Origin of the sequence: Paenibacillus sp. FSL F4-0122, assembly GCF_038002845.1 — a bacterium.
Lineage (GTDB): Bacteria > Bacillota > Bacilli > Paenibacillales > Paenibacillaceae > Paenibacillus_AQ > Paenibacillus_AQ odorifer.
On the sequence record NZ_JBBODI010000001.1, the window covers coordinates 5,975,597 to 5,999,507 of the forward strand.

A 23,911-nucleotide genomic window follows, 5' to 3' on the forward strand; every position below is an offset into this window, starting at 1 on the left:
TCGTCTTTTTGAGAAAACTAAACTCTATTGCTCAAGAAATTGGTAAACTGCCATCATCTCTTGTTTATTCAACTCACGAATACGATTGAAAATTGGAATATCAGCTACAGCCTCAATGTTTAAGCTTTTAGAAACAACGTCACTTATTTTACCCGTTAGCCAAGTTTGCACATCTATACCTTCAACGACTTCCTTACGCCCTTCATCATTGATGCCACTCGCATAACAACTTACACAAGGAATCGTTAATTTATATACGCCATCATGAAGTCCATCTTCCGAAATAACTTTTTTCCCTTTACAGAATGGACATGGATGGCTTGCTTTAATCTTATTAATTAAGGTGACGATTTTTTTGTAACCAAACGCTTCATAGACATAAGTCAGCTTTTTATATTTTCCATTAGTGAAATACTTATCTATGATATTTTCTCTTGTTTCGTGGATATTGGCAAAATCACAGATCGTAATCCGGTTTTTCCTGCTGATGGATTCGATACTGCTGCTAATGCTGTCCCAGAATGGCAAGGCATTTTGTAACACCATTTCATATTGCGCAAAACTTCCTAACTCTAGTTCAAGCATTTTTAGAGCGACTTGTGATTCCCTGGGTAATAGAGAGACCTCTTCTGTCAAAACCATATCTCCGCCCACGATGGCTTTCATTTTTTCTAGTACCTGTAATTCACCAACGGTGCTAATGACTTGATCAAGGGGCATCCCAATAATCTCGCGAATATCAGTGTCGCCGAATTTAAGCTTTTTATGATGATTTAACACCGTTCCTTGACAGATTGGACAAGTAATCATTTTTTTGGACGCTTTAATATGCTCTTTAATAATTGATTTCGAAATGACCATATAGTTCCCGATAATGGTATTAAAGCCTTCCCAAGTTCTCGAGGCTTTAGCTGCTTTATCATAGAAAGACTTTTCCCAATACCCGTATAAAAAGGTGTGTTTTTCAGCTTCTGTCATCTCATTATAACTTTTGCTAATATCTTGTCCGAGCTCATTCTTTAACTCATCAAAGATGAATTTTATTTTTGGTAATTGATAGAATTTCAGAATCTCCATCGCATCTGGATGTAATGAGCCGTCCCAAAAGGGGACGTTCTTGTCCTGAAGTACAATATCAAAATCAAATTCTTCAATCACACGGCGGCCCTTACAGCTTGGACAATGATTGTCTGATTGATAGAAATCAAAGCTTTTTGTATCCTTATTAGTGGGATGCGCTGCCACAATATGGTTGATCAAGCCACCCATTTCATAAAGGAAAGTAAACTGACTATACAAGTGTCGTTCCAGATCAATGGCGATGACAGGTGCAATCGTATCCGATTCATATTCACCATAAATCAGGCGGGCCATGGAGGATAAGCTTTTTAATATGCCACCTTTATAGATGTTCTCTGCATTTTTAAAATAGGCGATCTGATCTTCTTTTAAATAGGCAATTCCATTTTGTTGCTGGAGTGTTGAAGAAATGTGCGCAGGCGCCACGCTATCTGCACTGTTTTGTTGACGATAATAATCATCATGACTGAGAACATCAAGATGCTCCACAGGTGCAAGCTGTCTTTTGCCAAAATCAACGATAAAATCAGAGTTATCTAACATATAAGAATTATGTTCAATCATGATTATGGAGACAGATTCATCCTGCAAAATGTCCCTAATGCTGTCAATGAATTGATTTAAAATATTTTGTGATAAACCTTTGGAAGGCTCGTCAAAAATAAAAAGTGTATGTGGATTTCTTGAGCCCGCAAACAGCTCAGAAACTAAATGGACACATTGAAATTCACCCGTGGATAAGGACTGTGTTTTTCGCTCCAACGTCAAATAACCAAGTCCAAGCTTGATCAATAAGCTTAGTCTTTTATGAGCAATGTCCTCATTTGGCAGTTCAACAATAATATCTTCAATCGAGCGCTCAAAAATATCATCAATATCCTCACTGTATTTTGTCAGTTTCCTTTTAATATCAAGAAAAGTGGCAACGGTCGAGCGACTGGTAATCGACTGATTTCGATCTTGCCCTACGATCACCAGCTTATCTTTGGAATAACGCTTTAGAAAATCTTTGACCATACATTCATTAACCAGCGTAGATTTACCACATCCGGACTCACCTGTAAAAGTTACCAACCTATTTTGGGGAATCTGAATCTCGGCCATTTGAATATTACGACAATAAAGATCATGAAATTGATAATATTCTGCAGGTGCTGCCTGATTTAGTTCTCTATTGATGGGCTCAGGACGTGGTGATTCCTCAACAATTTTCCCGCCATATTTGCCACTGCCAGGTCCAAAGAACAAGTGTTTATCCGCTGTGTCCAGCACCGTGTCAGAATGGTCAATGAGCCAAATTTGATTTTTATATCCCAATTGTTTAATCTCCGCTAAAATCTTCAAAAGGGTTTGGTGATCGAGACCCACGGAGATTTCATCAATGATAATCACGGTATTTTCACTTGTTGCCATAAATTCTGCCAAGTAAAGTCGTGTTAATTCTCCGCCTGACAATGTACCCATAATACGATTTAATGTTAAATAACCAATATTCATATTGATTATATTTTTCAGGATTTGTTGATTACCCTCACTTATCTTAAGCTTTTCTGCTAGTTTAAAAATGGTTTCGATGCTAAAGTCGTTTAGATCGGAAATACTCTGTGCTTGATCCAATAATTCAATTTTATATTGTTCAGCTGCTTGATTGTAGCGTTTTCCTTGACACTTTTTACACTCGATATTTTTTGTAGTTCCACGCCCCTTACAATCAGGACACCAACCTAATTCATTATTAAATGAAAAAACCTCTGGAGAGAGATTATATTTTTCAGCAAGAGTGACACGAATTTCAGTAAACACACCTGTATGTGTGCCAATGGTTGACCGAGGATTTGAAGATATGGATGACCTACCAAGAAAAAGAACAAGGGGCATTGCTTCCATTTTGATCGCACTGAAATTAGTCTCCATAATATTGGGGAATAAATACTGGTATTCAGCTTTTGGCAATAAGGAAACGAGACGTTTTTTTGATTCTTCCCCAATCATTTGACAAAAAGTTGTTTTACCAGATCCAGACAAACCAGCAATTCCTAACGACTCATCCACTGGCAGTACCGTTTCTAATCTGTTAATATTGTTCGCAATTAATTGATTTATTTTCATAGTAAGCTCATCTCATCTCCATTCTCTTCATCTAGTATTGCCATGATTTATTCCATTAAAAAGGGCACTTTCCCTGTTCCAGAAAAGCGCCCTATTCTTGAAATTACAATTCTGCTAATACCTTTTCGAGCTGACCACCCATATTTGTCCAGGCATATTTAGCACCTTCGATGGCTCCTTGGCGGGCTTTCGTCTCTTCACTAAATCCTGATTGATCTAGATGGAGATTAACCTTCCCCTCTGAATCTTGACTCACAGTCCAAGTAACAGTAGTACTTTCTCCCGCACTATTCCAAGTATAGGATAACGTATGAGGCTCATCCACGACGAGTACTTCGCTATCTACAATTCCATCCCACCATTCATTTGGCTCAGCACGGAATTGAAATTTATGACCAACGACGGGTTTAAAATCATTACTCCAGATCCATTTCGCAAGCGTATCCGAATCCGTTAAAGCATTCCATACCTTCTCGATCGAACTTGTAAATTGAAAATCTAATGATACATCTGGTTTCATAGTTATTCCTCCAATATAAGTTTTAATTTATCAATTCTTTGCTTCCAGAATCCTTCATAAAAAGATACCCAATCTTGAATTTCTTTCAAAGGATTGGCATTCAACCGATACCTCGTCTCTCTGCCAACCTTTCGAGCAATTACGAGACCAGCATCTTTAAGTATATTTAAATGCTTCGAAACGGCTGTACGACCCATTTCAAAATGAATCGTTATCTCATACAGAGGTAATTCATCAACATCAGCCAGAATTTGAAGAAGTTTTCGTCTTGTTGGATCCGCAACAGCGTCATAAACATCCCTCACTTGACTATTGTCGCTCACAACCACCCCCACCTTTTCCGTAATATTTCCTGTAATGTCACCTAGTATCCATCATTATTACCTAATAGGACACCATTCGGTGTCTAATTGATTATAAGACACCAAATGGTCACATGTCAACAATCCAATAAAAAAAGCATTACCAAAAGCAAGTTCCGCTTAGGACTGCTCCTGATAATGCCTCCAGATGAATCATTTCGTTTTACGATTTAATAATTAATCTAATTGTTCTCCATTAGTAGCGATAACATTTTTATACCAATAAAATGATTTTTTCTTCGAACGTTTAAACGACCCGTTTCCTTTATCATCCAGATCGACGTGAATAAAGCCATAACGCTTTTTCATTTCACCCGTTCCAGCAGAAACAATGTCTATGCAGCCCCAAGGTGTGTAACCTATCAGATCCACATGATCAATTTCGATAGCGTTTTTTATTTCTTTGATATGATTTTTTAAGTAGTCGATACGTTCATCATCATTGATACTACCATCTTCTTCAACCTTATCTATGTTGCCCATTCCATTTTCAACAATAAACAGAGGTTTTTGATAGCGATCATATAGCTCATTTAATACAAAACGCAGACCTTTTGCATCGATTGGCCAACCCCACGGTGTTGCTTTAAGATACGGGTTAGGCGAACCTTGTTGTCCACCAGTTGTTGTTGTGTTAGGTGAAAAACGATCAAATACAGTTGTACGGTAATAAGAAAACGCTAGAAAATCGGAAGTATACTGCCTTAGGATCTCTTCATCACCAAACTCTGTTTTTAACTCGAAATTATATTCATCAAAAATGGCTTGTGCATAATTTGGATAATAGCCTCGTAAAATTACATCTGAGAAAATTAACGCTTTTCTTCTGAATTCATAGGCCCCAAAAACATCATCTGGATGACATGTTGCTGGATAGATCCCTGATAATGCCAACATAGCTCCCATTTTAAAGTCAGGATTAATCGTTCGTGCCAGTTTATTAGCTAAAGCCGAAGCAACCATAAGATGATGGATAGATTGTAATTTGTCACCTGCATCAGCGAGGGGAGTTTCGCCTTGATTAGAATGGGTTCCTTCCTTGATATTATTTGAAGCTAACCCCAAAGTCCAATAGCCGCCAAGCACATTTACTTCATTAATAGTGACCCAATATTTCACTTTGTTTTTCCAACGCACAAATATAGTTTCGGCGAATCTTAAATAGAAATCAATTAGCTTACGGTTGGTCCAGCCCCCATACTTATCAGCCAGATTAAGAGGCATATCAAAATGCAATAATGTTACCAGAGGTTCAATGCCGTATTTCAGCAATTCATCTATAACATTGTCATAAAACTCCAGTCCCTTTTCATTAGCTATTTCATCATCACCATTTGGAAAAATTCGCGTCCAAGAAATGGATAATCGATAAACTTTAAATCCCATCTCCGCAAATAAAGCAATATCTTCTTTGTAATGATGGTAGAAATCCGTCGCATTATGACTTGGGTAATAATATCCTTCTTTTAAAATACCTTTAGCTCCAATTGGTATGCAGGCACCTTGTCCAATTACTCCTTCGCGGCCATCGGGAAATTGATAAAATATTTTGCGCGGAGAATCTTTTGTGCCATCAGTCATCAGATCAGAAACGGCTAATCCTCGACCTCCTTCATTGTAACCACCTTCATATTGATTAGCTGCAGTTGCACCACCCCATAAAAATCCCTGTGGAAATCCCATGCTGTTACCTCCTTCTTTTTACTCAATCTAATTTTTTGCTACTACGCTAAAACGCTTTCAGTTTCATTACTACGGCTATCCTGTTCTTCTTTATATTTCTGGTTATCTAAAACTTTGAAGAACGGGAAGTAGATAAGAATCGCTACCACGAAATTAACCAGCTGCAAGACAATTCCCGAGATACTTTGCGTTACTAAATATCCTGAAATAAATATCGGCGTTGTTGGAGGTGGCAATGCTCCGATTGGTTTGGCCACGATTCCTAAAGACATGGATAGATATGCGAGCAGAACAGTAACGATTGGAGTGATGAGAAACGGAACTAACATAATCGGATTCAATACAATCGGTAGTCCGAATAGAACGGGTTCATTAATGTTGAATAAGCTTGGTCCAATACCTATTCGTCCTATTTGCTTCATCTGCTTACTTTTGGAGAACAGGAACATTAAAACAACTAGACTTAGCGTGGTACCTGCGCCACCTATCCAGATAAAGAATTTGAATTCTGCAGTAGCGATATTCTCAAGAGGCATGCCTGCAGAGAGTGCAGAGGCATTGGCTGCTGACAGCTGAAGCCAGACGGGCAACATAATGGTGCTGCCGATAATAGAAGAACCGTGCAGACCTACAGCCCACAATAAATTGGCAAGTAAGAAAACAATAATAGTTCCTACTAAGCTTGTCCCAACAGCAGTTAAAGGTTCTTGAAGAAGTTGTGCCACAATTTTGTGAACGCTCTCAAAAGAGGTGAAGTTCTCAACGAGCAAACGAATCGCGACAACGCTCATGACTGCTACAAACCCCGGAATTAGGGCTGTAAAAGATCTCGCAACTGTTGGCGGAACTCCGTCCGGCATTTTGATAACAATATCCTTTTGGACAATCTTGCGGAATATTTCTGTTGTCAAAACGGCAATGATCAATCCTACGAACAATCCTTGGCTAGTGAAATAAACAACATTCACCGCTGTGGTAGTCACATTATCTACCGTAAAGGTTGAATTAGGTGTGATAATAAAGAACGAACATAAGGCTACTATCCCAGACGATAGCGGATCGACTTTATAACTCTCTGCTAATCGGTATGCCACGCCAATAGTAGCAATTAAAGCAATTAGGTTAAATGTGCCACCGTAGGGATACAACAAGGCAGTTTTGATACCTGGATGAGCAGTTAAATAATCTAAATAGGCTGGAATGGGCAGATAAGCTAGTATTAAGAATACTGAACCAATAATTATAAATGGGATAGTCAAGACCATCGCATCACGGAGTGCAGATAAGTGCCTTTGTGCAGCTATTTTCCCCGCAACAGGCATTACCTTTTCTTCTAAGAAGTCCGTTATTTTCATATGTGCTACACTTTCCTTTCTTGAAAGGGGTATTTTGCAGCGTTAATTTATTTATTTCGCACGCTTATATAGTTCAATCATTTCTGTAACAAGCAGAGAAATGGTTTCTACACTCATTAGTTGATCTTCAGCATGAACAAGAATCAGTGAGAATTGAAGTTGTTCTCCATTTGCTTCTCTTTTGATTAATGATTTATGCATTTTATGGCCTTCTCTAAAAAATTGCTTTGATTCTTCTAACTTCTCTTCCGCTCCTTTAAAGTCTCCCTCTTTTGCTGCATAAAGCGCCTCCATTACTGAGCTTTTAGCTGCGCCAACGTTGCTTATGATGTTAAATGCTACAGTATAGTATTCCTCTTTCACTTCATCTACCATTACTTACCGCTCCCTTCGTCTCTCTCTATTTGCTTAATTGCTTATTTGCTCTCAATTATCTTTAATGCTTGTTCTAGTACTTTTTCGCCGTTCATCATACCGTAATGCAGCATATCAATCGCTTCAATCGGAATATTTTTACCGACCAGTTTAGCTTCTAATTGTTTTTTCATAAATTTCACTTGAGGACCTAATAGGATGACGTCTACGTTTTTTTCTTGTAACGTAAGTTCAATTTCAGTAACTGGTTTCGCGAAAATATTAGCTTGTATTCCTTTTTCCTCAGCGGTCTTTTGCATTTTAGTTACTAATAAACTTGTACTCATCCCTGCATTACACGCTAACATAATTGTATTCATTATTGTTCTCCCCCTTAAATACTGTTGTATTTACTAACAACCTCAGTTTATCGCTAAACAGCTTTCTTTTTAAGCGAACCTTTTTCCAAAAACAATAGGAAACGTTTGCAGTGTAAAAACGCAGATTCATTTCAGTAACTCTAAGATTTCTTCCGCAGAATCTTTAACAAGAATTTGCTCAACGATCTCTTTATCTTCAATAAGCGAACCAAGTTTCTTATACATGCTATCTAGATCGCCACTATTTCCTTCTTTTATATTTAACAGACATATTAACTGCACCATCTGCTTATCATTCCAACGAATAGGCCGCTTTAACGTACATAACGTCCAAAAGGTTTCTTTCGTTACGGGAGTAGTTGGATGAGGAATGGCCACCAGATTACCAAAGCTTGTTGGAGCCAGTTCCTCCCTTTCTAATACTAAAGATTCATAATGGTCGGGAACAAGACCTTGCTTAATCAGCTCACTACTTAAAAAATGAATAACACTTTCCTTTGTTGTTAATTCTTTTTTCACAAATATCCGGAACGGATCAAGATAAATATGAGCTTCTCCCGGCTGTTCTGAAGAAGATAAGAGATTCCTGATCTGATCCAGATCCGTATCGTCTAGAAAGGTTTTTACTACATGAACAGGTATTCCTATATTTTCCTTGATAGGGATTGTACTGATGACTAAATCAATAGAGGATAGATCGGTTTCTGCTAATTTATAATAGCTAATTGTATTTACAATATGAATCTTGTTTTCGAATAGATTGATTAAACGGTAATAGAGTAATTTTGCACTTCCGACACCTGAGGCACATACAAGAATAACTCTTTTGACCTTTTTATTTTTACTTTTCATTCTTTCTAAAGCAGCACCAATGTGTAAAGCAATAAAAGCCACCTCATGTTCCCCAACTTCTAAATCTAAAAAGTTGTTAATACACTTGCTGGCTATAAGAGCTCCTTCAAAAGCCGCCGGAAAATTTATTTTAATTTCTTTTAACAAAGGATTTCGAATATTCATTTTATACCTGATTCTGTTCATCGCAGGCCTGATATGAAGGGTCAGAGCTTGAATAAATTCAACGTCACCATTAAAATCCCAATTAGATTCGTTTTTTAATCTATTCAGTATACATCTTACAATGGTTCCCACTTCATCCAGCTTACTGTACTCTGACAAACTTTCTTTTGGAAGCAACTTCGTACCCACCAAATGGATAATAACATAGTTGATCTCCGAATCAGGAAACTCTAGTCCGGTAAAGTCTTCTATTTCTTTAACAATTTCTTGGCTCACTATTTTTTCAAAAGGATAATCTTCTTTTAGATGTACTGAAGGATTATCAATTAGAAAGCCCTCTTCAATTCTCTTGCAAGCTATAATTAAATGGATGGCAAGGTTATCTAAAGAAATATCAGATATTTCGATTTTGTAGTTGTTTACTTTATCAACGATTATTTCCTTTACTTTTTTGTATGTATCTTTATCAAATAAACTAGAGCTCACGTGAGTTGGATCGAGTTCTTCTTCTCTTTTGTATAAATAATTGGACAAACATATTCGTTTCATAAATTCATCCCCCTCTATATACAAGCCGTAATGGGGGCGGTTTACTATACTCAGGTTGTAATTTTCTAGTATTTTACGCACTTCTTTTAAATCATTTTGTATTGTGGATTTAGAAACAAACATCTCATCTTCAATCGTCGCTAATTTGATATAGTTATTTTTCAACAAAAAACGGTTCAACAAATAAAAGACCCTATTGTCTTGTTCAGAAAAGTCAATCGTAGTATAACTGATCTTATCACTTGTTAAATCACCAAATTCCTGATGAAATAGATTTATATCAGTAATTTTTGCTGCGAAGCCTTTCCCACGAATCAATTCTATTTTCAGGCCTAATACGGAAGATATATTTTGTAGTTCCTTTAAATCATTACGGATCGTTCGATCGCTAACATTCAGTTCTTTAGAAATCCATGCAGCTGTGACAGGTTGATTAGAATTAATTAAGTATAAAAGTATTTCTTTTTGCCGTTTTGAAAACAATTCTATCCCTCTTTCTTATCCAGAGTATGAATATGAGCTAATATTAACTGAAGCATACATTTACATACATTTGCTCATTTTTTTATATCGGTTACAATATCACTTCCTAAGAAAATTTGATAGTGTTCTTACAGTACCAAACGAAACAGGCGTCCTCATTTAAGAAGACACCTGTTTGAATTTCAGCTTCGTTTGACAAGTTATGGGCAAGAAATATGCGGGTTAACTCAACTTCTGCTGCAGTATAATTGCTAGTTCTTCTGCTGAATCCCACACAATAGGACGAATATCCTTAAGCTGTACAAAAAGTTTATCCGCCTCAATACTGTTTACGGTCCATAATACGGGTATGTTTAAACCAAGTGCATATCCCGCCGAAAAATACACCTCTGGGGATTGCCCCGTTAAATCTGCGATAATCAGTTTGCTTTCTGCGATTTGATCCAACTCGTATTTTTCACCGTTCTGAGTTTTCGTATGTGTTAATAAGCGCGGAAGAAAACCACACTGCTCTATTTTGGGCAATAACTTCTCCAGCCATGTTGTAGACAAATTCTCTTCATCCGACACGAGCACGAGGCAAGGTTTTAGTTTCTTACCTCCAGCGCTTTCCGCAGCTTCATTCCAGCCGGTTTCAGTAAGCTTAAAGGTCATGCCTTCCCTGATCAAAAGCTGATCACTTATCAACTTGTCTATGATGTATACCAGCTCTTGCAGATTGGGAGAATACGTCAAGTTATAGCTGCTTGAGAGGGGTTGAATGACAACCGCTTCCCCCGGGCCTTCAGAATGTCTATATAAATATTGCAGTAGACGGTTTCCTTTATCTTCAATGCTCACAGGTATTTTGGGTGAATTTACAATGGACTCTAAATCATCAGCAGATATAGTGATCTTTTCATCACAATCAGTCAGCTCACGTATGTAAGCCGATACTACATGCAGCATGTCGCGTTTGTTTTGATGCGGGAGTGAATTAATGGGTTCGTAGCTGTCTCTACGTAGACTATAAAACCCGCCTGGTGAACAAGAACAGCCTATATATCTATCGTTATCGCCTTCTGGTTCAATGGAAACAATCTCATCACAGAACAAACAGTGTTTCTTAATCATGACAACTCTTCACCTCTTATTAAGTGTTAGCCTCTACCTTACCAAGATTTTTTTGAAAAGTAGACAAGAAGATATTTCCTGTAGCAGGTTATCCCAAGGCATAAACGTAATATTTCGAGGCTCGAATGTAGATTCTATTCAATAAAAAACCGACATAGGAATCAGCTGTAAACTGAACCTTCTGTCGGTTGATATAAGCTTGGAGCCAGGCATTTAGGATTGAGATAAACCTTCTATAACTTTATCAATATTCCATTTGATCATCTTAATGTATGTGTCGCCCTCTTCGCCTTTCTTAGCTAAAGAATCGGTGAAAATCTTAGAGTGTATCGGTACTCCCGTTTCATTTGCGATGGTTTCCATTGTTTTTGGATTTACGCTAGTTTCCAGAAATAATGCAGGCACTTGATTTTCATCAATGATCTTAATTATATTTTTCATTTGCTCTGGCGTTCCTTGACTATCCGTATTGATCTCCCAGATAAAAGCCGATTCAAATCCGTAAGCTTTAGAAAAATATTTGAATGCTCCTTCGCTGGTAACAAGGATACGTTTCTCTTGTGGAATTTTTTCGACTGCTTCTTTTGCATATTGATCCAATTCATTCAGTTTCTTAACATATTCCGATTGATTATTAAGATAAAATTCTTTGTTGTCGGGATCTTTTTCGATTACACGTTTAGTGATAATATCTACATATTTTATTGAATTCTGAATATCCAGCCAGGCATGAGGATCAACCTGAGTTTCTTTTCCTTTTTCTGTTAGGTACATTGGAGATACTTCATCTGAGACTGCAAAAGCAACATCCTTTTTATTAGTCACATCTAGAAGATCTTGAAACCACCCCTTACCTGTTTCTAGGTTCAAACCGTTATAAAACACTAAATCTGCGCTAGAAACCTTACTTGTATCCTTGGGTAATGGATCGTACATATGCGGATCTGTTCCGATGGGTACCATACTGTAAACTTCAGCTTTCTCCCCTACAATGTTTTCGGTCATATCAGCGATAATGGAGTATGTTGCAACAATCTGCAGCTTATCATGGTCTGCATCTCCTACACTAACCTTTGAGCATGCGGTAAGAAGTACGATAAACATTGTCAAAGAGAGTATTTTTATGGTCTTCATCCTTGTTTCAACCCTTTCCTGAAAAAATTATTTTTTGGTGAGATTATAAATGAAATTCCGAACATGCTTACGCCGACCAGAACAATCGTGGCACTTGTAGGTAAATTGAATTTAAAGCTTACAATTACACCTATAATCCCGGATACAGCGCCGATTGTAGAAGCTAGGATAATCATGTGGAACAGCTTATTCGTCCAGAGATAGGATGTAGCAGCCGGAATAACCAGCATTGCAATCACAAGCACAATTCCTACTTGAGATAACGAAGATACGGTAACTACAGATAGGAGCATCATCAATAAATAATGATAGAACCCTGTTTTTAACCCATAGGCTTTGGAAACAACCGGATCAAATGAACTCATTAAAAGCTCTTTATACAGCAATGAAATGATGGCAATAACAACAAGCATAATAATAAAGGATTGCATTAACTCCGACTGTGGGACGGCCAGAATATTACCAAATAGAATGTGAGTTAGATCAAGCCCGCTTTTGGCGAAAGTAATTAGGACAATGCCTAGCGCAAAAAATGAGCTAAGAATAATGCCAATAGAAGTGTCACTTTTAATATTGCTGCGACTTGTTATAAATTGAATGAGAACTGCTGCTAATAGTCCAAACAGTGAAGCTCCAAGAAGGATGTTGATTCCTAAGATATAAGATAACGCCACCCCGGGTAACACCGCATGTGATAACGCATCTCCCATTAATGACATCTTTCTGAGCACAATAAAGCTTCCTAAAACCCCTGATACAATTCCAAGAATGATAGCAGATAATCCCGCGTTAAGTGCATATATTGGAATGTTTAATACCCCTGAGAAATAATCAATCATGATCTGTCGCCCCCATCCCTTTGATCACCAGATTACCTAAGGAGGCACCATAGGCGCTGAGGATATTCTCTGGCGTAAAGGTGTCTTTAACGTCACCAAAAGCAATTAATTTCTTATTGAGAATGATGACTTTGTCAAAATATTCTTCGACCTCATGCAAATCATGATGAACGATGAGTATGGTTTTCCCTTCTTCGCGAAGTTGTTTTAGCAGCTTTACAATGATTTTCTCACTGACTAAATCTATGCCTACAAAAGGTTCATCTAAAAAAAATACATTTGCTTGTTGTGCAAGTGCCCTGGCGATAAAAACTCTTTGGAGTTGTCCCCCGGACAGATTGCTGATTTGTTTATTTGCAAGATCACTTATATCCACCATCGCCATACATTCCTCGACTCTTTGCCGCTCTGTTTTTCCGGGACGCTGGAAGATTCGCAAATTAGGGTAAGTTCCAGTCAGCACTGTATCCCTTACCGTGATTGGAAAAGAAAGATCAATGTCATTCTTTTGCGGCACATATGCGATCTTCCGTTTGTACTCAGAAATATCTTTTCCCTCCACCATAACTGATCCTGTTCTCTTCTTTATCACCTCTAACAAAGACTTGATAAATGTAGATTTCCCGGCACCATTTGGTCCGATAATTCCGATTGCATACCCAAAGGGAATATCAATATTTACATTTTCTAGTGCAGAATTACCGAAATAATCTACGTTTAGGTTTCTGATTTCAATCATAAAAAAAACTCCTTATCTCTGTTAAGTTCATATGTAGCACTGTTCTGTTCACCCGGTTAATTTATTTCCTAATAGAAACAATGATTCCTTTGGTTCAATTTGTTTCCCTCGGTAAACATTTATTCTTATATACAATATATTTACCCAAGGGCAATATGTCAACAACAATCCTTAAATCAACAAAAAAAAGAACCCAAGTGATTTGAGTTCTTTTTCATTATTACAATATAAAAATATCATAGTTGCAGTAGTTTTAAACATCTAGGCTGCATCAAATAACCCCCTGTAATAAGCTCTGCCTGCAATTGAATCGTATATTCTCCTGCCGTGGGGAGATACAGTTCACCTACTTGAAAGCTTTGAAAATTATTAACCTCATCGGTAGAAATAACTTTAGCTTGCAAAATTTGATCCGCAGCCTTGATGAGGTAGACTCCGCCACCGCCATTCTCTCCTTCTTCGATGCGATATGCGATACTAACTTGAAATCTTACCGGACCTAATGTCCGGACATGCCAAACTGCGGTATCCTCTCTATCCTTCCAGTCCAACAGATTATCATGGTCTTTTTTTCCTGTATCGTAACGGAGGGTTGGACCAAAGATCTCGCTTTCAAATACCCCCAATTCTAGTAAGGTATCTTCTCCAAAGTCCAATAATCGGACTGGATTACCTTCTACAGGTTCTGCACAGACAATTGCGATGACCAGCGGCATGTTGTTAGAATTTTCGGCAAAGTTCGGTAAGCTGGGGAGTTCGACTTCCAGATCCTGCTCAGATAGCTTTGTGAAAATCAGCTCCTCCCCTCCATCTAAAGCAAATACCTTTTGAACAGCGGTCTTCAGACCGGGAACGATTAGCTTATTTCTCTTCTTAAGATCGAAAACATGCAGATATAATGTGTTTCCTTTCAAAGTGCATCTACCCCAAGACGGTTTAGCTGTGGGCGATTCTCCAGCACCGTAAATGCTATCCCCATTGGTTTTTAACCAATCTCCTACTTCAAGCAAAATCGATTCGGATACCGGATCCCATTCCCCTGTTGCTGTTGGACCGATATTGATAACCAGATTCCCATTTTTGCTAACCACATCGATGATCTGGCGGATGATAGTTACAGGGGATTTCCATTGGTGATCGGACCTCTTATACCCCCATGAGTCATTTAACGTAATAATATTCTCCCAGTACTTACCAAGGTTACGAGTCGTAAGTTGATTATCAGATGTATTTGAATAATCTCCAAGTGGAGCTTTCCAAACTCTGCTATTGACCAAACAATCTGGCTGAAGTGCATGAACCGCCGCCAAAAACTCTTCTCCTTGCTCACGGGTCAGTTTGCCTCCGCAATCAAACCACATTAAACCAACTTTTCCGTAGTCCGTCAGCAGCTCACGGACTTGAGGGATAGATTTGCTGTGCAAATATCGTTCAAAGCGGGTGTGCTTATCGGTATCATTTAACCAAGTTTGAACGTCATCATAAGCGCCGATATTCAGTGGATAATCCCAGGTATTCCCTTGAGAGTCTGGATCATGCCAATCCATCGCATGGGAGTAGTAAATTCCGAGTACCATTTCTTCCGCACGACATGCCTCCATTAGTTCCCGAAGGGGGTCACGGCCCAATGAGGTGTGCTTACTGATCGAATATTGGGATACACTCGAGTCATACATCGCGAAACCGTCGTGATGTTTAGCTGTAAAGATGATATATTTTAGGCCAGCACGCTTGGCAGTCCGCACCCACTTCATTGCATCAAAAGCTGATGGACTGAACGCTGCGGCCATTTCCTCATATTCAGCAACTGGGATCTTCGCGCGTAGCATAATATGCTCACTGTAAGAAGCTTGTATTTCTTTTCCCTTCCATTCACCCGCAGGCAGGGCATAAGGTCCCCAGTGAATAAACAAGCCGAGCCTGGCTTCCTGCCACCATTCCATACGCCGAGCCTGTTCATTGTCTATCGGAGTTTCGACGGACTGTATACTATACGGATCATCGAGAAGGTTTTCTGTTGTTTTTCCGTTTCTTACCATAACTGAAGAACGGTTCCGCGGAGTTTAGATACAGCCTCGACAAAGAAATAATCGCCATAGATCAGTGGCGTATCAATGTGCACACCCCCTGGGAGATTGGATGTTCCAGAAAGAATCAATCCTTCCTCTTCCGGAATGTCCCAAGTCCCATAATTCTCATAAAGTGAGCGAACGATTTGTTCTGCGGCTCGCAGGTAAAAAGAGGCTTCCGTCTGTGGTACGATCTTTGCCAGCTCGATCAAGCCACATGCCGCACATGCACCAGCAGAGGTATCACGCGGCTTTTCGCCTGCATCAGGTGCCCTGAAATCCCAGTGAGGTACATGATCCTCCGGAAGATTAGCCAAGAAGAAGTGCGCAGCTCTTTTAGCTCCCGATAGAAACTTGTTCTCTCCGGTATAGTGATAAGACAAAGTAAGACCGTAAATCATCCATGCGCTGCCCCGTGCCCAAGCGGATTCTTCCGCATAACCTTGGCCGGACATAGCGCCTATTTTTTCTCCTGATTCCGGGTTGAACTGCAGAATATGATAACTTGATCCATCCGGACGTAAAAAATGCTCCACTACCGTTTCCGCATGCGCAGCGGCGATATGCCGGAAACGCGGATCCTCTGTAACTTCCGATGCCCAGTATAATAAGGGCAGATTCATTACAGTATCAATGATGGACCATCCCGCCCGGTTTATCTTCTCCGTGTCATGCCAGGCTCTGATAAATGACCCTTTCAGGTTAAAGCGGCTGGCCAGTTGAGCGGCAGCCATCAACCCGCGCTGCTTGGAGCGTTCATTACCAGTCACGCGGTAATTGGCCAAAGCTGAGAGTGTCCATATAAAACCGGCATCATGATGAACGGAAAGAGCATAAAGAGGTTCATCCAGTTTCTCTTCAATTTGCTCGGCGATTTCTTGCAGCGCCGGATAATTCCCCTCTGCGGCAATCTGCCACAAAATACCCGGCCAGAACCCTGCTGTCCACCACGATGGACGCATGTTATCGTATACTCCGCTCACGGAAGCATGCGGAAAACTAACGCCAATTCGCTTACTAGTCTTTTCCACTTTATTTATAATTTGTTGCCATGCGCTATCCGCCCATTCCAGAGTTGACTCCGAAATTACCAGTTCGCGATTTTGTTGAGTTGGTATTACATCTCCCATTTTAGTACCTCCTGTTAACATTGATGATATTTATGAAATTCAACCTCTTAAAGCGTTGTCCTTAGTGGAATGACCATATTCCAAGTGTGCTTCGCATTTCGGAACCCTCCCGGTCCATCTGCTACCGCAGCGAATAAATGGGTAGGAACCCCTTCCTGAAATAATAGGAACGGCCGTTCAAAGCTGCCCATCCACTGCTCAGTGCCGTCCTCCCAGAGAACTCGTCGGGAATACGATTGCGTTGAATCAGCCAGTTGCCAGTCGGTTCCATTCTTAGAAGATGCAAATATCCCACCGTGCTTTTCTCCACATATCCGGCCATCCATATCCTTGGCGATCATTTGGTACCCGTCCGCCGTCCGCCAGATAAATGGATCTTCAATATGAGACCGCTCTGGTGGAAACAGCGGTGCGTTGTTAATTACTCTATATGGCCCTTCGTCCTTAGATGAACCGGCAATGCCAAGCGTCATCTGTCCATAGGAATTGCCTTCGTATTTGCGGGCTTTATATACCAATAGCAAGGAGCCATCTTCGCGGATACAAGGAGCCGGATTGGATGTGAGGAAGCTGTCGAACCTGCCCGGACGTGTAGGCAGAATAGGTGCGTCCATCCTTGTCCATGGTCCGAATACACTGTCGGCTACAGCTAGGCCAACACGTTTGTTGGCACGAGCGGCAATCACCCGATAGTCGTCAAGTTCCACTGTTTCATTAGGCTGCGGCTCAGCGAATGGATAAGTTGATCCCATATAATACAACAGAAACTTATCGCCATAACGAAGGATATGCGGATTATGGGTGCTTCGTCCGTCCCAGTATTCCGCTCCCCTTGCGGGTAGTACGGTTTCTTCGTACGTATAGGGTCCTTCCGCGTTATCGGCAGATGCGCGGACAATTTCTGAGCGAAGTAACCATCCCGGATGCATCGGCAGCCACTTCGGCCAACGGGATGCGAATAAATGAAAACGCCCATCCTCGCCACGCACAGCTGAGCCGCACCACACCCACCAGTCCTCCATACGGAATCCTCCGTTCAAAGGAGCAGGCAACATTCGGTCCATTAATGAAAAAGTCATTTTCTCCCTCCATGGCTTATTGCTTAACATCCGTTAGTCTATAACGTTTAGCAGCACTGCCATGCAGCCATTCCGCAGCAATATCCAGCGCCTCATCTCGGCTGATCCAGCCTTCCGCTATTTGACTTTCCAAAAAGCGCGCAAGTATTTTTTTAACGATCAGCAGCTTGCCATATGTCCATTCGATACAGCGCGCATCCGAGACAATGAGCGAACACTTGAGCGGGGCGAGTGCCTCTAACCGATACTGCATGCTCTGCAAATAGGTACTGGGTCTGAAGTTATACCACCACATCCCGCCTACATGAACGTTAGGGAAATTCCATGCAGCCTGCACAACATCCAGGTTATTTAATTCCGAAGCCACCACCAGCTCAAACGGAATGGAATACCGTTCGAATAAACCGTACAGTTTAACAATCCGTAGCGAATCGTTAACTGGCGCAGCTGATGTATTACACCATCTGCGTTCGACGCCGAGAAACAACTGCAAGAACATTCCTCTTGCTTGCAGTTCCGAACAAATATGATGAAAGAGCAGCATCATGATTTCATCCGGTCCAGTTACGTTGCTAAGATTGTAAACATCATGAGCTTTGGCTTCAAAAGCTGGCAACGTAGTCATGATTCCTGGACAGCCCATAGTCTGATAAGACTGCAGCTGCTCGCTAATAAATTTTTTCGCTTGAGCATAAGCAGCCTCCCGGCTGGGATCATAGGAATCTGCAATATTCTTTGCCAGCTCAGGCAGCCAAGAGTCAATTCGAGGAATCAGTAGAGCATTTTCCCTCATGTGTGCAAAGTTGGCATGCTCCGGACGGTTTACAATAAACCGCTGCACATGCAGACGGTCAGCTACGTTCTGCGCCCAGCCGGGATCGTGACTTTGCTGTTTAATCGTTATATCCGCTTTGAACACCGACTCTGAATCTGTGATGGAGATACCGTACAGATCTTTCATGATTGCTGTAAAAGCACGATTCATCATCGTATTACGGGAAGCGTGGTAGGCGCTAACAAAAGAGTCAGCCCGTTTCTCTTTCGAAAGTTGGTCCGCATTCGCCGGATATCCTGCTGACTGAAGCTCTTGGTTCAACCAGAAATAATCGGCTATTTCCCAGAAGTCAGCCGCGTTTAGCTTATCGCCGACGAGATGGGTATGTGTATCGATTACAGGCAGACGCATGATTTCATCACACAATGAAGTTTGACTCATCGTTCTCCCTCCTAACTGGCAGGAAGCCCTTCGAATGAAGAGGCTTCCTAAGAATCTATCTATTTCCGGCTTTGCTGATTAAGGATTCCCTCATTATTTTTGTAGCGTTCTGTTGCTTCTTTTAAGATTTCTACGCCGCCTTTTTGCTTATATTCCTCGATGACTTTTGGGAAATCGCTAATCGGTTCTTTGCCATAAATCATTTTGACCATATGGTCTATGATCAGTTTTGGTGCCTGATCGGGACGTTTGGAGGCAAGATCAGGAAATTTGCTGAATGACTCCAGATCAGGTACAAAACCGATGCCCCCTAAGCCTTCTTTACTCAGAGTTTCATCCAATGCTTTCAAAACATCTTTACCACCCGTAAGCAGTTCAGTTCGTTCGCGGTTGATCGTTCCGTCCCCTACCCAGCGCAGCTGTGTGCGGAATTTCTCTTCATCTTGGGCAGCCTTGTTCTCTGGCAGCTTATAATCAACTTTTCCGTCTTTTACCGTGTAATTCTCGCCTTCAATCCCAAAGCTATAGAAATTACTGGCTTCCGGGGTCTGCATCCATTCAAACATTTGAATAATCCGGGCAGCCTTTTCTTTACTGACCTTATTGTTGATATACAGTGAGGTATTGACCGAACTATACAAGCCATATCCTTTTTGTCCATTGTCACCGGTTGGCGACGAGATAATATCCACTTTCGCTTCCGGATTGGATGCGGCGATTTGGGTCCGGAAATCCAGTAGATTCTGCGCGTTAGCTGTCCAGATTCCTGCATTGCCTGCAGCAATATTTTCGCCATACTGCGCCGTCTGAATTGTTGCAAAATCCTTTTGAATGAGGCCTTCGTCATACATCGTTTTGTATACGTTCAGTGCTTTTTCCATATTCTCGGAATTATAAAATTTGGGTACGATCTCTCCATTATCCTCTGTAAACTGATAGCCAAGCGCGTCATATGCACCGAATGCGATATCTGCATATTTGAAGTTCTCACGCATCTGATAAGGCGCGCTCACACCGAGTTTCTTAAAAGCGCGTAGCACATTCAAGAAATCTTCAATCGTTACAGGTACCGGGAGACCGGTTTTCTCCAATAAATCTGTTCGGATAAAGGTGGCACGTCGAGACGGATTGCTGAGCCAAGTCGGAATGCCATATATTTTTCCGTCGTAGCTGACTTCATCCCATGCTTCCTGCGGGACAACCTTCATCAAGTTAGGCGCATTCTCCTTCAGCAGATCATCTAGCGGCATAAAAACACCAGCCTGAACCGATCCAGCCATCGATTTATCTGTAGCCCCTCCGACATTTTGAACCACATCCGGAATATCACCGCCTGCGAACATAACAGCCATTTTGGAATCAAAGTTCTTCAAAGGAATTAACTTAATGTCTAAATCGACATTCGCCCGTTTTTCCAACTCCTTGACCCACTTATCGGTGTTAATGTCTTTAGAACTTTCCGTGTAAGCGTTTCCGCTTGTGTTTAACGAAATACTAAATTTAAGCGGTTTTGATTCGCCTGCTGCATCGGCGTTACCGTCCGATGTTTCATTGCTTCCGCATCCTGCGACGAGACTTGAGACAAGCGCCGTGGATAGGATCAGACTAACCCATTTTTTCATCTGGATAATCCCCCTTATTAGTATAAAAAGGTATTTGGTTTACCTGTACCCATCATAAAGCTGTATCATCAGCTCTCCCATGGGGTGGATTATTGTGGGATGTGTTTTTTTGTGATCGGTTGCCGTTATAAAAAAAGGCCATCCCCAAAAGTCCGCGGCTCGGACCTCAGGACAGCCTTTTGATCCTCGTTCTCTTCGGCGAGCAGCGCCTATGCGTTAAGCACTTGATGTTCCTTCCTTCCGGAAATCGGCATTCTCATGATCATGCGTGTTCCCCATTCTGGACTGCTTTCTACGTCAACGCCGAATTCTTCTCCGAAGACAAGCTGAATCCGGCGATGAACATTTTGCACACCAATGCCGCCTGGGCTTCCTTTACCTTCCTCCACATCGGCGAGTCGATTTTCGCTCAGTTTAAGGCGAAGTTCTTCAAGCCGCTCCGGGGTCATTCCGCTGCCATTATCCGTAATGCTGACCCAGAAGATATCGCCATCCTCTCCAGCATCAATCGTAATCGTGTGATAATCTTCAACACCATAACGAAAGGCGTGCTGGAACACATTTTCCACAAGTGGCTGTAAGGTCAAACGGACCATTTTGCGCAGAAGCATTTCAGGCTTTATCCGCACATCGATGTCAAACGGTCTTCCGATCCGGTGATTGATAATGACCATATAATGGATGACATGCTTCAGCTCATTGGCCACGGTTATCTCTTCAAGATTGGTGCGCACCGAATAATGCAGCATGTAGGACAGGGCTCCGACAATTTCTGATATTTCATCTGAATCCTGAATTACTGCATAGCAGACCACCGTTTCGAGCGTATTATATAAAAAATGGGGGTTGATCTGTAACTGTAAGGATTGGAATTCGGCCTTCTGCCGCTCGGCTTCCACTTCCTTGTTCTTCAGTTCTGATTGATAAACGGTGTCCACAAGCTCTGACAGGCGCGTTACCATCAGATTGTAACGAACGATAAGCCCAGTGACCTCATCCTGGCTTTTCGGAAGGGAGATTAATTCCCAATTTCCTTTTTCGGTCTGGCTCATTCCTTTCATCAGTATACGGATTGGTGTAGTAACAGACTTACCAAATCGGCTTGCCAGAAACAGCGCTATCATAAATGTCAAAATCGCGACAGCAATAATATAATTCCGGATGGTAATTAGCGGCTTTTGCAGCTGAGTGTCTGGAATGGATACAACCAGATGCCAACCGGAATATTCCGCATTACGGCTGATATAAGATTTTCCCACTCCCTCTGCCGAGCTGCGGAACATCGCATCTCCTGCTAGCTCAATTTGCTTGCCAAGACTATCGGGAATCAACGTCCCTACTTTGTTTTGATCGTTATGATATTGAATCCTGCCTTCGCCATCTACAATAAAAAAATAGCTTTCGGGACCAAGATCGATCCCTTTCCATAACGTGGAGAGCTCCTCCGCTTTGACTTCGATGCCTACAAATCCTTTCATCTCTGGTGACTGAAGGCCACGAATGCTGCGGATTAAGGTCAACATCGGCGTTTGATCCCCACGGATACTGTAATTGATTACATTCAACTGTCCACTGACATCTGTATGTTCTTTGAAATACCTGATCTGTCTTGCGGTGTCTTCCTGTGTAAAAGATGGCGCTGAACCGCCATTATAATAATAAAGCGCATTCCCGGAATACCCGATAATATATAAGGCTTCAATCTCAGGATTGCGAATCCATACTGGTTCGACAATTGCATCGCGAATATCGGTCGTGTAGCGGTAATTTTCATATTCCTCACGGTCTGCTGATAGGTCAATATATCTTTTAACTCTCAAATCCGTTAGTAGCGCCACGGTCGACCGTTGATAGGATGAAATATAGAGATTGGTATGATGAACTGCATTATTTACGATTTGAATCATCTGGTTTTCAGTACTTGCCTGCAATTGCTTGGCAGAAATGCTGTAGAAGGAAATCCCCAGCGCTGACAGGGAAAGTAAGATGACAATGGTAAAATAAAATAGCAGCTTCCGGCTGAGGGTTGCTCTCATTATTCAATGCCAAACGAAGCACGGTATTCCGAAGGTGACACACCCACGAGATTTTTAAACGTCTTCGTAAAATGGGGATAATCCTCGTAACCTACATGAATCGAGATATCACTGATTGTCATGGTAGGTACGGCAAGAAGTCTGCGCGCTTCCTCCATTCTTCTTCGGATCCGGTAGTGTACGAAGGTTTCCCCCGTCATTTTTTTGAATAATGCGCTGAAGTAGGTGCGGGCAAGTCCCACCCGTTTGGCTACTTCTTCTAACGACACATCCTCAGCCAAATGTTTATCAATGAAAGCTTTTGCTTCTTCAACCGGGTCCTTATAGTTGCCTTTGCGAGTAAGTTGCAGCTCCGCAAGTATACCGTTTATTATCGCGACAAATGCTAACATCGTTTCTTTTTTCGTATTGGCGGCTTTCACATCTCCACAGCACCGGGACTGAGGCTTCCAGCCTCGGCGTTCCAAGCGATCTACGATCATTTGTAGACAATCATTCAGGACTGCATCCATGCTAAAGACGTTCAACCCTTCAAATAAACCGGATGTTTCTCTGTCATCAAGCAGACGGTTTGTCTCATCACGTTGCAGCAGCCAGATATGTTGTTCCAGCTGTTCGGCCCAATCCACGTATTTATGAACAGGAATAATGTTGCCTGTCATTCCGGATATAAGTTCTCTCAGCATATCATGCACATCCTGCTGGAGAACCGGCTTTAACAAATATCGCTTAACGCCGTATGCCATTGCTCGTTGAGCATATTGAAAGTCATTGTACCCGGAAATGACTGCCACCTGGACATGACTGTAATCACGGTGAATTCGTTCACATAAATCAAGGCCATCCATCCGCTTCATGCGCAAATCTGTCAGCACTAAATGCGGTTCTAGCTTTTGGATAGTTTCTAAGGCTGCTTCGCCATCGTCGGCTGTATAAATCGCGGTGAATGAGACCGGATAACGCTGGACCATCTTCACCAATCCTTTTTGAATGACAGGCTCATCTTCTACAATCAATACTCGCACTTGTATCAAATCCCTTC

19 protein-coding genes are annotated in these 23,911 nt (G+C 41.3%); all 19 read right to left on the reverse strand.

Annotated features, from left to right (window positions below; translation table 11 throughout):
• Positions 1–24: 24 nt before the first annotated feature.
• The 19 genes from MHH49_RS26085 to MHH49_RS26175 all read right to left on the reverse strand — a co-directional run bounded on the left by MHH49_RS26085 (position 25) and on the right by MHH49_RS26175 (position 23,894).
• The gene (locus tag MHH49_RS26085) at positions 25–3,189 is read right to left on the reverse strand and encodes an ATP-binding cassette domain-containing protein (protein WP_341138640.1); all 3,165 of its coding nucleotides are present in this window, start codon (positions 3,187–3,189) and stop codon (positions 25–27) included.
• 103 nt (positions 3,190–3,292) lie between these two features.
• Positions 3,293–3,709, reverse strand: a complete 417-nt coding sequence (locus MHH49_RS26090; RefSeq protein WP_036677852.1) for an SRPBCC family protein — start codon at positions 3,707–3,709, stop codon at positions 3,293–3,295.
• A 2-nt stretch (positions 3,710–3,711) separates the two neighbouring features.
• Positions 3,712–4,032, reverse strand: coding sequence for an ArsR/SmtB family transcription factor (locus MHH49_RS26095; RefSeq protein WP_038571021.1), 321 nt, complete (start codon positions 4,030–4,032; stop codon positions 3,712–3,714).
• Positions 4,033–4,248: 216 nt separating this feature from the next.
• Entirely contained in the window at positions 4,249–5,754 is a 1,506-nt protein-coding gene (locus MHH49_RS26100) for a glycoside hydrolase family 1 protein (RefSeq protein ID WP_076105687.1), read from the reverse strand.
• A 41-nt stretch (positions 5,755–5,795) separates the two neighbouring features.
• Complete coding sequence (celB, locus tag MHH49_RS26105) at positions 5,796–7,109, reverse strand: PTS cellobiose transporter subunit IIC (protein ID WP_076105686.1); 1,314 nt, start codon at positions 7,107–7,109, stop codon at positions 5,796–5,798.
• Between the two features lie 51 nt (positions 7,110–7,160).
• Positions 7,161–7,484 (reverse strand): PTS lactose/cellobiose transporter subunit IIA, encoded by a 324-nt coding sequence (locus tag MHH49_RS26110; RefSeq protein ID WP_076105685.1) that lies wholly within the window; start codon positions 7,482–7,484, stop codon positions 7,161–7,163.
• Positions 7,485–7,525: 41 nt separating this feature from the next.
• Entirely contained in the window at positions 7,526–7,843 is a 318-nt protein-coding gene (locus MHH49_RS26115) for a PTS sugar transporter subunit IIB (protein ID WP_076105684.1), read from the reverse strand.
• A gap of 126 nt (positions 7,844–7,969) precedes the next feature.
• Positions 7,970–9,892, reverse strand: coding sequence for a BglG family transcription antiterminator (locus MHH49_RS26120; RefSeq protein WP_341138641.1), 1,923 nt, complete (start codon positions 9,890–9,892; stop codon positions 7,970–7,972).
• A 222-nt stretch (positions 9,893–10,114) separates the two neighbouring features.
• Positions 10,115–11,005 carry a hypothetical protein gene (locus tag MHH49_RS26125; RefSeq protein ID WP_341138642.1) on the reverse strand — a complete coding sequence of 297 codons (891 nt, stop codon included), beginning with the start codon at positions 11,003–11,005 and terminating at the stop codon, positions 10,115–10,117.
• A 213-nt stretch (positions 11,006–11,218) separates the two neighbouring features.
• Positions 11,219–12,139, reverse strand: a complete 921-nt coding sequence (locus MHH49_RS26130) for a metal ABC transporter substrate-binding protein (RefSeq protein ID WP_341138643.1) — start codon at positions 12,137–12,139, stop codon at positions 11,219–11,221.
• Positions 12,136–12,978 carry a metal ABC transporter permease gene (locus tag MHH49_RS26135; RefSeq protein WP_076099248.1) on the reverse strand — a complete coding sequence of 281 codons (843 nt, stop codon included), beginning with the start codon at positions 12,976–12,978 and terminating at the stop codon, positions 12,136–12,138. The genes MHH49_RS26130 and MHH49_RS26135 overlap by 4 nt, the downstream gene beginning before the upstream one ends.
• Positions 12,971–13,714, reverse strand: a complete 744-nt coding sequence (locus MHH49_RS26140; RefSeq protein ID WP_283160366.1) for a metal ABC transporter ATP-binding protein — start codon at positions 13,712–13,714, stop codon at positions 12,971–12,973. Before MHH49_RS26140 ends, MHH49_RS26135 begins: the two co-directional genes overlap by 8 nt.
• A 239-nt stretch (positions 13,715–13,953) precedes the next feature.
• Positions 13,954–15,756 carry an alpha-L-fucosidase gene (locus tag MHH49_RS26145; protein WP_341138644.1) on the reverse strand — a complete coding sequence of 601 codons (1,803 nt, stop codon included), beginning with the start codon at positions 15,754–15,756 and terminating at the stop codon, positions 13,954–13,956.
• Positions 15,750–16,916: a glycoside hydrolase family 88 protein gene (locus tag MHH49_RS26150; protein ID WP_051490995.1), complete on the reverse strand. Its 1,167-nt coding sequence runs from the start codon at positions 16,914–16,916 to the stop codon at positions 15,750–15,752. Before MHH49_RS26150 ends, MHH49_RS26145 begins: the two co-directional genes overlap by 7 nt.
• 47 nt (positions 16,917–16,963) lie before the next feature.
• Positions 16,964–17,995: a glycoside hydrolase family protein gene (locus MHH49_RS26155; RefSeq protein ID WP_341138645.1), complete on the reverse strand. Its 1,032-nt coding sequence runs from the start codon at positions 17,993–17,995 to the stop codon at positions 16,964–16,966.
• Between the two features lie 16 nt (positions 17,996–18,011).
• The gene (locus MHH49_RS26160; protein ID WP_076099251.1) at positions 18,012–19,211 is read right to left on the reverse strand and encodes a glucuronate isomerase; all 1,200 of its coding nucleotides are present in this window, start codon (positions 19,209–19,211) and stop codon (positions 18,012–18,014) included.
• 59 nt (positions 19,212–19,270) lie between these two features.
• Positions 19,271–20,833 (reverse strand): extracellular solute-binding protein, encoded by a 1,563-nt coding sequence (locus MHH49_RS26165; RefSeq protein ID WP_341138646.1) that lies wholly within the window; start codon positions 20,831–20,833, stop codon positions 19,271–19,273.
• A gap of 209 nt (positions 20,834–21,042) precedes the next feature.
• Positions 21,043–22,869, reverse strand: coding sequence for a cache domain-containing sensor histidine kinase (locus tag MHH49_RS26170; RefSeq protein WP_341138647.1), 1,827 nt, complete (start codon positions 22,867–22,869; stop codon positions 21,043–21,045).
• Entirely contained in the window at positions 22,869–23,894 is a 1,026-nt protein-coding gene (locus MHH49_RS26175) for a response regulator transcription factor (RefSeq protein ID WP_076099254.1), read from the reverse strand. Before MHH49_RS26175 ends, MHH49_RS26170 begins: the two co-directional genes overlap by 1 nt.
• Positions 23,895–23,911: the final 17 nt, after the last annotated feature.